General features: G+C 67.6%; 10 protein-coding genes. 6 read left to right on the forward strand and 4 right to left on the reverse strand.

Translation table 11 applies throughout. The annotated features are described in order from the left end of the window. Positions 1–97: 97 nt before the first annotated feature. The 4 genes from IRZ30_RS12110 to IRZ30_RS12125 are packed head-to-tail and all read right to left on the reverse strand — an operon-like array spanning position 98 to position 3835. Positions 98–484 (reverse strand): hypothetical protein, encoded by a 387-nt coding sequence (locus IRZ30_RS12110; protein ID WP_294085452.1) that lies wholly within the window; start codon positions 482–484, stop codon positions 98–100. A gap of 41 nt (positions 485–525) precedes the next feature. Then, positions 526–1476, reverse strand: coding sequence for a hydroxyacid dehydrogenase (locus IRZ30_RS12115; protein ID WP_294085453.1), 951 nt, complete (start codon positions 1474–1476; stop codon positions 526–528). 13 nt (positions 1477–1489) lie between these two features. Next, on the reverse strand, positions 1490–2182 hold the full coding sequence (locus IRZ30_RS12120; protein ID WP_294085455.1) for a metal-dependent hydrolase: 693 nt from the start codon (positions 2180–2182) through the stop codon (positions 1490–1492). 57 nt (positions 2183–2239) lie between these two features. Beyond that, positions 2240–3835: an amidohydrolase gene (locus IRZ30_RS12125; protein WP_294085457.1), complete on the reverse strand. Its 1596-nt coding sequence runs from the start codon at positions 3833–3835 to the stop codon at positions 2240–2242. 319 nt (positions 3836–4154) lie between these two features. Here IRZ30_RS12125 and IRZ30_RS12130 point away from each other — a divergent pair, with 319 nt between their 5' ends. From IRZ30_RS12130 to IRZ30_RS12155, 6 genes are all read left to right on the forward strand, one after another. After that, positions 4155–5102, forward strand: a complete 948-nt coding sequence (locus IRZ30_RS12130; RefSeq protein ID WP_294085460.1) for an ABC transporter permease — start codon at positions 4155–4157, stop codon at positions 5100–5102. Positions 5103–5169: 67 nt separating this feature from the next. Then, positions 5170–6081 carry an ABC transporter permease gene (locus IRZ30_RS12135; RefSeq protein WP_294085462.1) on the forward strand — a complete coding sequence of 304 codons (912 nt, stop codon included), beginning with the start codon at positions 5170–5172 and terminating at the stop codon, positions 6079–6081. A 100-nt stretch (positions 6082–6181) separates the two neighbouring features. After that, positions 6182–7912 carry an ABC transporter substrate-binding protein gene (locus IRZ30_RS12140; protein WP_294085465.1) on the forward strand — a complete coding sequence of 577 codons (1731 nt, stop codon included), beginning with the start codon at positions 6182–6184 and terminating at the stop codon, positions 7910–7912. A gap of 277 nt (positions 7913–8189) precedes the next feature. Then, positions 8190–8726 (forward strand): type 1 glutamine amidotransferase domain-containing protein, encoded by a 537-nt coding sequence (locus IRZ30_RS12145; protein ID WP_294085467.1) that lies wholly within the window; start codon positions 8190–8192, stop codon positions 8724–8726. 40 nt (positions 8727–8766) lie between these two features. Then, positions 8767–9759: an AFG1/ZapE family ATPase gene (zapE, locus tag IRZ30_RS12150; protein WP_294085470.1), complete on the forward strand. Its 993-nt coding sequence runs from the start codon at positions 8767–8769 to the stop codon at positions 9757–9759. Between the two features lie 182 nt (positions 9760–9941). After that, positions 9942–11177, forward strand: a complete 1236-nt coding sequence (locus tag IRZ30_RS12155) for an MFS transporter (RefSeq protein ID WP_294085472.1) — start codon at positions 9942–9944, stop codon at positions 11175–11177. The last annotated feature ends 70 nt before the right edge of the window (positions 11178–11247 follow it).

Below are 11247 nucleotides of genomic sequence, written 5' to 3' on the forward strand. Positions count from 1 at the left end.
ACCCCCGACCCCTCTCCCAAGGTTGGGAGAGGGGTGGTTCGTGTCAGGAAGGGGTGCGGCTCAGTACAGTGCTAGTGCTCCTGGGGTGAACGAGGGTTCAGCCGGCGTCGCGCTGGCGGGCGAGGCGGCGTTGCTCGCGAACGTGCTCGGTGTACGCCTGCAAGTGGGTGCGCAGGTGTTCGCCGAAGCCGCTGATCGTAAGCATCGTGGTCTTGGCCCTGCCCACGTTCCCCTGGGCCAGGATCTCCGCGGTGACGCGCGGCAGGATTCCTTCCCGGCCACCCATGATGTAGATCTGGTTCGGACGACCGGTGCGGCCCGCCCGGTAGCCACGGGCCTTGAAGAACGCGATCGCGTCCTCCAGCGCCTCATCAGGAGATAAATGAGACACGGCCTTCCGCTGGAACGCGGTGCGCGTCATCTCGGCATTGAGAGCGGCCCGGTCGAGCCGGGCCTGCTCCTGCGTCCTGTTCGTCTCGTCCATCGGAAGTGCTCCCGCTCGATGTCGTGGCGGGGCGGTCGTGTTCAACTCCCCGGCGGGTTGACCGCGACCGCGGGTTGCTCGCCGCGCAGCACCGCGAGCAGGCTCTGGAGGGCCAACTCGCTCACGGCTCGGTCGGCCTCCTGGGTGCTGCCGCCGATCCGCGGGGTGGTAACGACGCGAGGGTGTTCGACAAGTGCCCGCAGGGACGGCGGTTCGTCGGCGAAGACGTCGAGCCCCGCCCCTGCTACCTTACCACGCTCGAGTGCCTCCAGCAGAGCGGCCTCGTCGATCAGCCCGCCCGACGCGGTGTTTACGATCACCACCCCGTCGCGCATCTGCTCGATGGCGTCCCGGTTGATCAGGTGCCGGGTGGCGGATGTCAGGGTCGCGTGCAGGGTGATAATGTCGCTTGAGGCGAGCAGTGCCTGGAAATCGACCTGTTTGGCGTGTTCCAGGGGGCGGGGAGTGTGGGTGTACGCCTTCACGGTAGCGCCGAAGGCGTGGGCTAGCCGCGCCACCTCGCGGCCGATGCGCCCATAGCCGATAACGCCGACCGTCGCGCCCCGGAGTTGCCGGCCGCGGAAGGCGCGGCGCTCCCAGCGGCCGGCCTTGACCGAGCGGTCGGCCGCCGGGATCTGCCGCAGGACGGCGAGGATCAGCCCGATGGTCATCTCCGCCACCGCGTGCGTGCGTGCCCCGGGCGAGTGCACCACGACGATGCCACGCTCGGTGGCGGCTTCGATGTCGATGTTGTCGACGGCGAAGCCGACACGCGCGATTCCGCGCAGCGCGGTCGCGGCCTCGATTACCTCGCTGGTGATCTGGGTCCTGCCGCGTACGACGAGACCGTCGTAGCCGTCGACGATGTCGACCAATTCGTCAGGGTCGAGCGAGGTGCGAACGTCCACGCGGGCGTGCCGCCGTAGGAGGTCGAGGGCACCATCGTCGATCGGATCGCAAACGAGAATGCGCGGCTGACCGGCCCTCTCCATGGACCTCGCTCCCTTACGAACCCGCTTCGTACGCCTCCCCGGGCTTGAGAATCACGCAGCGTGCCCCGGTCTGCGTTTCAACGTCCCGCTTGAACTGCTCCGGATCCTGCTGGATCGGTGGGAACGTGTTGTAGTGGCACGGAATGACCACCTTGGGCTTGAGCAGCTTGACGGCGCGGACGGCGTCGGCGGGGCCCATGGTGAAGTGGTCGCCGATGGGAAGGACCGCGATATCCAGACCTTCCTCCCCGATCAGCGCCATGTCACCGAAGAGGCAGGTGTCCCCGGCGAAGTACACCGTCTGGCCGCCGAAGCGGACGACGAACCCGGCCGGAACCCCCGGCGCGACGAACGTATCACCGTCCAGATACGCCGACGTGTGCCAGGCCGGGACGAACTTGGCCGTGCCGCCGTCGAAGGCGACCGTGCCGCCGTGGTTGGCCCCCACCGCGTTGGCGCCCTTCTGTCCCAGGTACGTGGCCAGCTCGTGCGTGGCGAAGATGGTGGCGCCGGTGCGCTTCGAGAGCTCGACGGCATCCCCGACGTGGTCGTTGTGCGCGTGCGTGAGGAGGATGGTCGTCGGGTTGACCTCGTCGGCCGAGACGGCACTCGCGGGGTTGCCCGTCAGGAAGGGATCGATCAAGACCTGCTTGCCGTCAGCCTCCAGAGAGAATGCCGAGTGGCCCAGATAGCGGATGGTCAGCATGCGTCCTCCTTCCCTGAACGCGATTGCGCTTCGCTCGGCTCGGATGACAGTGTGCCGTTACCGCTCGTAGACGATCCGGCCGTCGACCATGGTGAGGTCGTTCTGGATCGTGTGCAAATCCACGGCCTCGACTTCGTACGGGTCGCGGTCGATCACGATCAGGTCGGCGAGTTTACCTGGAGTGATGCTCCCCTTGATGTTCTCCTCGAAGGAAGCGTACGCGCCGTTGATGGTGAACATCTGCAGCGCCTCGTCCAGCGTAACCCCCTGCCCGGCGCCCATCTCCTGGCCGTCCTGGGTCAGCCGCGTCACCGCGGAGCGGATGTTCACCCACGGATCGGCCGGGACGACCGGCGTGTCGGAGCTGCCAACGGCGGTGATCCCCATGTCGAACCAGGTGCGGGCCGGGTAGGAGAGCGCCAGGGCTTCCTTGGTGAAATTCCGGATGTAGGAGTCGCCCAGGTAGTACACGAACGAAGGCTGCGGCACGGCGATGACGTTCAAACGGCGCATGCGCTCCAGCAGGTCGGGCCGGAGCAGGCCGCAGTGCTCGATGCGCCAGCGCGGATCTTGCTGGGGATGCGCTTCGAGCGCCCGCTCGAAGGCGGTTAGGATCATGTCGATGGCGCGGTCCCCGATGGCGTGCGCCGCGCCCTGGAACCCGGCTGCCGCGGCGCGGCGGAAGGCCTCGTCGAGGTACTCCTGGGTGTAAACCGCGATGCCGTAGTTGTCCGGCTCGTCCGGGTAGGGATAGCTCATGAGCGCGGTGCGCCCGCCGCCGCTCCCGTCTTGCAGGAGCTTGGCCGGGCCGATCCGCAGCCACTCGTCGCCGAAGCCCGTGCGCACCCCGAGCTTCTCCATCGCATCGAACGTGTCGTCGATGATCATCATGAGGTAGACGCGGACGGGCAGGCGTCCCTCGCGCCGCAGTTCCTGGTACGCGGCCAGCTCGTCTGAGGTCCGCAGGCTGGCCTCGGCCACGCTGGTGATCCCCATCGCGAGGAACCGCTCACCGGCGGCGACCAGCGCCTCCTTGATGTCCGCCACGGTGGGCGGCGCGATCAACTTGCGCACCAGATCCTGGGCGTGCTCCTGGAGCAGGCCGGTCGGCTCGCCGTGTTCGTCGCGGACGATACGGCCGCCCGGCGGGTCCGGCGTCTCGGCCGTGATCCCGGCCATGCGCAGGGCGACCGAGTTGACGACGGACATGTGGCCACAGGTACGGGTCAGAATGGCCGGGTGGTTGGGCGTCACGCGGTCAAGATCCCAGCGAGTCGGGTGGCGCTTGACGTCGAGCCGCGTGTCGTCGTACCCCCGCCCCTGGATCCAGTTTCCGGCGGGTTCCTTCGCCGCGACCTCGGCGAAGCGCTCCAGCAGGCTGTCGAGTGTGGGCGTCGCGGCCGGGCTGGCGTCGATCTTGGCGAGGTTGAAACCGTAGTTCACCGGGTGGCAGTGGTTGTCGTTCAAGCCCGGCAACAAGGTGCGACCACCGAGGTCAATCACGCGCGTGTTCGGACCGACTGCGGACCGGATCGTCTCATCGTCGCCCACGGCGAAGATCCGGTTGCCGAGCACGGCGACGCCGCTGGCCCGTGGCTGTGCCGGGTCCATCGTCACCACGCGCCCATTCAAGAACACGACATCCGCTGCCATTGGTTCTCCCCTCGTGGTGTCATCCCCGGGCGCCGGATTCGTCCCGTGTACTTCGCTTGTCCATCACGGGATCGGCACCCCCCGCTGCATCATAGGGTGGTTCCCACCACCCGGCAAGAAGCGCGGCTCTACGCCGCGACGAAACAGCGTATGCTCGTGCCTTGCCGATTGAGAAGGCCCGTAGTAGTATGCCCGCCGGAACCGTACAGGATCCGCAAGGTATTGGGTAACAGGGCGTTCGTTTCCTCGCATGCTGTCCGCACACCCACTAAAGCGAGACACGGCGCACCGGCCATGACGGCTCTCAGGTGGAGTGGCGATGCTGCGGTACGTGCTCAGGCGGTTAGTGGCGTTGATCCCAGTGCTGCTGGGTATCTCGATCGTCACGTTCGCGCTCATCCGCCTGATCCCCGGCGACGTCGTCGACATGATCCTGGGAACCGAAGTGGCCGGTGGTGAGCGGGCGGACGAGTTGCGACGGCTGTTCGGCCTCGACCAGCCGCTGTACAAGCAGTACCTGCTCTGGGCCGGTGATGTGGTTCGTGGCGATCTTGGCCACTCGATGCGCACCGGTAAGCCGGTGTTGGACGAAATCCTCGGTCGCCTTCCCACGACCCTCGAGCTGGCTGCCTTCTCCGTCGTGTTCGCTCTCCTCATTGCCATTCCCGCCGGCATCATCGCTGCACTCAAGACCGGAACCCGAACCGAGGCCGGCGTTCAGACGCTGGGCCTGCTCGGGCTGTCGGTCCCGAACTTCTGGCTGGGGACGCTGCTGATCCTGGTGACCTCCCGCTACCTCGGCTGGTTCCCGGCCGCAACCTACGTGTCGTTCACCGCCGATCCGTGGCGCAACATTCAGATCTTCATCCTGCCGGGGATCGCCCTGGGGGCGGCGCTGGCGGCGATCACGATGCGCATGACCCGCTCCTCCCTGCTGGAAGTGCTGAACCGCGAGTACATCAACACGGCGCGCGCGAAGGGGGTGGCGGAGCGCCAGGTCATCCTGCACCACGCGATGAAGAACGCGATGATCCCGGTCGTGACCGTGGTGGGTATCCAGGTTGGGCGGCTACTCGGCGGAGCGATCATCATCGAGCAGGTGTTCAACCTGCCGGGGATCGGCCGGCTGGCGATCGACGCGATCCAGCAGCGCGACTACACGATGATCCAGGGGGTCGTGCTCTTCACCACGTTCGCATTCGTCGTCATCAACCTGCTGGTCGATCTGCTCTATGCCGTGATCGACCCCCGCATCCGGTACTCATGATCGTCCGTTCGGATCCGGGAGTTGCGATGGGGCCGCTTGGGGATTGGGCGCGAGGCGAGGAAGAGCGATGAGTGACGTGCGGCAGTCGATGACGCTGCCGAAGGGGGTACCGGCCCTTGGGGCGCAGGACCGTGCCCGCTCGCGCAGCGTCTGGGCTCGGGCGCGACGCCACCTGGCCCGTAGCACCAGCGGCAAGGTCGGTCTGGCCCTCGTCGCCCTGGTGCTGCTGATGGCGCTTCTCGCGCCCGTGATCTCGCCGCACGATCCGTACGAGCAGTCCGTCTATCGACTCTACGGGCCGAGTCTCTACTTCCCGTTCGGCACCGACGAGTTCGGGCGGGACGTGATGAGCCGGGTGATCTACGGCGCGCGCGTCTCGCTCCAGGTGAGCCTGATCGCGGTCGCGATCGCCCTGGTCGTGGGCGGGGTACTCGGCTTGATCGCCGGCTACGCCGAGGGTTGGGTCGATGCCGTCATCAGCCGGATCCTCGACATCGTCTTCGCCTTCCCGGACATCCTGCTGGCCCTGGCGTTGCTGGCGGTCCTCGGACCCGCGCTGCACAACGTCATGATCGCCATCGGCATCGTGTATATGCCGTCCTTCGCGCGCATCGTGCGCGGCCCGGTCCTCTCGGCCAAGCACAACGAGTACGTGGAGGCGAGCCGGGTGATCGGCGCTCGCCCGCTGCGCACGCTCTTCCGGCACATTCTGCCGAACGTGACGGCGCCGCTGATCGTGCAGACGACGATCGCGCTCTCGTTCGCGATCCTTTCCGAGGCAGCGCTGTCCTTCCTGGGACTCGGAGCGCAGCCGCCGACACCCTCCTGGGGCGCCATGCTCAGCAGCGGCCGGCGCTTCGTTGAGATCGCTCCATGGACGGCGATCTTCCCCGGTCTCGCCATCATGATCGCCGTTCTGGGGTTCAACCTGTTGGGGGACTGGTTGCGGGACGTGCTCGACCCGCGTACCGTCCGGTGATCCACACATGGGCTTCAGGCGCGTCAGCGCCGGGTGCGGCGAGGTCGGTTACCGCCTCTCGCCGCGAAGGGAACCGAAGTCACCTGGAGGAGATGAATCGGTGGAAGACCGCACGACAGCCTTGCTCGACCAGCTCGTCCGGCTCCGCAAGGAGGGCCGGATCAGCCGGCGCCAGTTCGCTCGGCTGACCGGTGGCGGGGTCGGCCTGGCGGCGATCAGCGCGTTCATCGCGGCCTGCGGTTCCGAGCCGAGCCCACCGCCGCAGCAGGGTGGGTCCGGCGGCGGTCAGTCGGATGGCGGAAGCAGCGCCACCGAGGCGCCGAGCGGCACGCCCGCTGCCGGGGAAAGCGCCGCAACGGAAGAGGCCAGCGGTGAGGTCAAGCGGGGCGGCCGGTTGACGTTTGCCATCGACACCGCTCCGGTGGGCCTGGATCCGCATTTGGCGACCGCCTTCTCGTCGCAGATGTTCTACGAGCACATCTACGACACGCTGTTCCACTTTACGCCGGATCTGCAGGTGGTGCCCTCGCTGGCGGAGTCGTTCGACGTCATTGATGAGAAGACGTACGAATTCAAGATCCGGCAAGGGGTGAAGTTCCACGACGGCTCGCCGCTCACCGTCGAGGATGTCATCTTTTCTTATGAGCGGATGATCGACCCCGAGGTCAAGAGCACGCGCGGTGTCTGGTTCAACCAGATCGACGGCCTCGAGGCGAAGGACGACAGCACACTGGTCGTTTATCTGAAAAACCCGTTCGCCCCGCTGATCGGGTTCATGGCCATGCCGGGTGCCGCCATCATCTCCAAGGCCTTCACCGAGGCGAACAACAACGACCTGACCGCAGTCGCCATGGGTACCGGCCCCTTCGAGTTCAAGGAGTACATCACTAACCAACAGGGGACCTTCGCCCGCTTCGCCGACCACTGGCGTGGAAACGTGCCGCTGGTGGACGAGCTCGTGCTCCAGATCACGACGGACGAAGCATCCCGCATGGCGGCCATCCGGGCGCAGCAGATCGACATGACCCGCCTGTTCGACAAGACCAACGCCGACCTGCTGAGCGGTGAGGGCTACCAGATGTACAAGGGGCTGTGCACCTCCTACACCCTCACCTTCATCAACTGCCGCCGCGAACCGCTCAACGACCCACGGGTGCGCCAGGCGCTCTCCTACGCCATCGATCGCCAGCAGTTCCTCGACACGGCGGTGTTCGGTGACGGCGAGATCTCCGGTGTCATCCCGGCGGCCGAGAAGAACTGGGCGCTGCCGGTCTCGGAGTACGCCAGCTACAAGCAGGACATTGAGAAGGCGAAGCAGTTGCTTGCCGAGGCGGGCTACCCGAACGGCTTCAACGTCACGTTGACCGTCTCGCCGCAGTACCAGTTCGATGTGTCGAACGCGCAGGTGCTGCAGAGCCAGCTCAAGCCGCTGGGGATCAACGTCGAGATCCAGCAGGTGGAGTGGGGCAACCTGCTGAACACGATCAACCAGACCCGCGACTTCGACCTGCTGAACATCATCTACACGTTCCAGCCGGACCCGGACGGTTACACCTACAACTTCTTCCACAGCCAGTCGCTCAACAACGCCTCGGGACTCGCGGACGCCCGTGTCGATGAGCTGCTCGAGCGCGGCCGTGCTGAGACGGACCAGGCGGAGCGCAAGAAGATCTATGATGAGGTTCAGAAGCTGCTGGCTGACGAGCTGGTGCCGGTGCTGGCCTACTACTGCTACTACCAGTACCTGCCGTCGCAGACCTACGTAAAGGGCTACAAGGCGATTCCGTCGCTCTCGCGCATCTACCTGCGCGAGACGTGGCTCGACAAGTAGGGATGCGGCACCGGCCGTCGGGGTGACCGCGAACGGCACGGCTGTGCACACGCCCAACCCCACTCGCGGGGTGGGCGTGTCCACGAGTACGCGACGGCAAGGGGCGCTGGGCTCGCCAGTGGGTCGTCTTCCCGTGGGTGCCGGCTCGGGTGCGTGCGAGGGTAGGCCGGCACGCCTGGTGCAGCTAGTTACGCTGCGCGTGGCCTCTGCTATGCTGGGAAGTGGCCGGGCGATGGCGCGGCCCGGTGCGACGCAGCAACCAAGGGAGGGTCTCTCTATGAGCAAGCTGGATGGCAAGCGTGTAGCCATGGTGGTTGCGGCCGGCTTCGAGGACTCCGAGGCGGTCGAGCCGAAGCAGCACCTGGAGAGCCTGGGGGCGACGGTGACGGTCATCGGGCTCCAGCCCGGGACAGTTGAGGGCAAGAAGGGCGCGACCCTCCAGGTCGATGCGACCTTCGACGAGGTCAGCGTCGATCAGTTCGACGCGCTGGTGATCCCGGGCGGGGGATCTCCGGAGCGCCTGCGCATCCATGAGGCGCCGGTGGCGTTCGCCCGGGCGTTCGTGGAGGCGGGCAAGCCGGTGGCCGCGATTTGCCACGGCCCGCAGCTCTTGATCTCGGCCGACGTCCTGCGGGGCCGGACGGTCACCTGCGTCGCCGGCATCCGCGACGACGTGAAGAACGCCGGGGCGACGTACGTCGATCAACCGCTGGTCGAGGACGGCAACCTCATCACCTCGCGCATCCCCTCCGACCTGCCGCAGTTCAACGAGGCGATCGCGCGGCACCTCGCCGCGGTCGCGAGCGCGCGGTAGATCGCGCCGTGGCCACCGACGCCGAGCTACGGGGGGCCGTGTGCCCGAGGTGAGCCTGGCGGAGTTACGAGCGCACGTCGCCGCGGTGCGCGGGCCGCAGTTTCGGCTGCCGGCCCGCTTCGCGGCGGCGTCGCTCGATGACTACCGTCCCGACCCGGCATACCCCGGTCAAGCCGCGGCGCTCATGCAGGTCCGCGCCATGCTCGCCTCGGAGCCGCCGCGGCGGCGGCTGTTCCGCCGCGCCCCGGACCTAACACCCCGCGGGCTCTACCTGGACGGCCCGCCCGGCGTGGGCAAGACGCACCTGATGGCCGCGGCCTTCAACGCCGCGCCCGAACCGAAGCTCTTCGTCACCTTCGACGAGCTCTCGGCGGCCGCCGGCACACTGGGCATGTCCGGGCTGAGCCGCCTTCTGGCCAGCCAGCGCCTGGTCTGCATCGACGAGATCGACCTGCGCGACCCGGCGAACATCATGCTGCTCGTGTCCCTGCTGCGCGCCATGCTCTCCGGTTCCCCCCGTATCATCGCCACCGCCAACGCCGACCCCCTCGGCAGTTCGGCCAAAGGGATGACCGGCGACGACTTCCGCAGGGAGGTGGGGGAGATCGCGAGCGCCTTCACCATCCAGCGGTTCGACGGCGTCGACCGGCGGCTCGCGCTGGCGCAGGTGCGCCGGGGGCGTCTCGTCGGCGAGCCGCGCACCCTGCGCGTCGCCTGGGATCAGCTTCTCCAGTTCCTCACCGACATCCACCCCATGTACGATGCCGCCTGGCTCGACCTCGTGGACATCATCGAGGTCGATCGCGTGGGAGCGCTCGACGATTCCGACCAGGCCCTGCGCTTCGTGCGCTTCATCGATCGGGTATACGACCGCGACGTCGCGCTGGTCGCCGAGGGCCCGATCCCCGCTCCTGATGCGATCCTGCGCTCCCTCATCGGTGACCGGCGGTTCGTGCTGCATGTCGCCCGCTGCCGCTCCCGCTTGGTCGAGCTGCTCGGGGTCAGTGTCGCGGAGGAGCGGGCGGCGGACTAGATACCGTTCGAACCTGGGTATTTGCTGGCGGTGCACCGAGCGCCCGCGATGGTCGGCCGGATGTCGGCGCTCGCGGGGTGCAGGGCGCGGCCGGGCGTGCCACAGAGCCACACGCGGAGCGGTGGAGCATGGCGGAGGGCAGCGGGACGACGAAAGTTGGGGAATCCGCGCGGGGATCGCGGGTGCGATTTCTGCCGGAGGACGCGACGCGCGATGCGGCACTGCTGATCGCCGCGCGAGGCGTGCGGGCCTTTGGCGACGGCTTCGTCAGCGTGCTCCTGCCGCTCTACCTGGCCGACCTGGGGTTCTCGGAGGTCCGCATCGGGGCGCTGACCACGGCGACGCTGGTGGGGTCGGCCATCTTGACGCTGCTCGTCGGGCTGGTGAGCTACCGCCTGCGGCGCCGCCCGCTCCTGTTGCTGGGAACGCTGGTCATGGCTGCGACCGGGGTGGGGTTCGCGTTCGTCCACGACTTCTGGCCGCTGCTCCTCATTGCCTTTCTCGGCACGCTCAACCCGTCTTCCGGCGACGTCAGCGTCTTCCTGCCGCTGGAGCAGTCACTGCTGCCGCAGACGGTCAGCAACCGGCAGCGTACAGCACTCTTCGCCCGCTACAGCCTGGTGGCGTCCCTGATCGGGGCAGTGGGCGCGCTCGCCGCCGGTCTGCCGGGAGCGGTTTCGAACCACACCGGACTCGGCTCTCGGCAGGCGCTGGAGGGCATGTTTCTGCTCTACGCGCTGCTGGCGCTCGTGGCCCTGCTGCTCTACCGTCGGCTGTCGCCGGGCGTCGAGGCACCTCCCGGCGTGACGCACTCGCCCCTGCGCGAGTCGCGCAAGACCGTGTTCCGGCTGGCCGCGCTCTTCAGCCTCGACGCATTCGGTGGCGGCTTCGTCGTCCAGTCGTTGCTGGCGCTCTGGCTGTTCGAGCGATACGGCCTTTCTGCCGCGGCCGCCGGGACGATCTTCTTTTGGACCGGCGTCCTCGCCTCGCTGTCCTATCTGGTCTCGGCACGGCTCGCCGAGAAGATCGGGCTGATCAAGACGATGGCGCTCACCCACCTGCCGGCGAACGTGTTCCTGGCGCTGGTGCCGTTTATGCCGAACCTGGAGCTTGCCGTGCTCTTTCTGCTGCTGCGAAGCCTCCTGTCCAACATGGACGTGCCCGCGCGGAACTCCTACGTGATGGCGGTGGTGACGCCGGCCGAGCGACCGGCCGCGGCCAGCGTCACGTCGGTGCCCCGCAGCCTGGCCTCGGCCGGGAGCCCGTTCCTGGCCGGGTACCTGCTGAGCCTCTCCACGTTCGGCTGGCCGCTCCTGATCGCCGGAGTGCTCAAGGGTGCGTACGACCTGCTGCTGCTGGCGATGTTCGCCCGCGTCAAGCCGCCGGAGGAAGCGGCGAATGACGGCGAGGCGGGGTGAGTCGCCTCGGGAGCGCCCGCCAAACCCCCGCCCGCCACCGGGTTGGGACACCCGCCCCGCACGCCGCCGG

Source organism: Sphaerobacter sp. (assembly GCF_019683595.1).
Classification (GTDB): Bacteria; Chloroflexota; Chloroflexia; order Thermomicrobiales; family Thermomicrobiaceae; genus Sphaerobacter.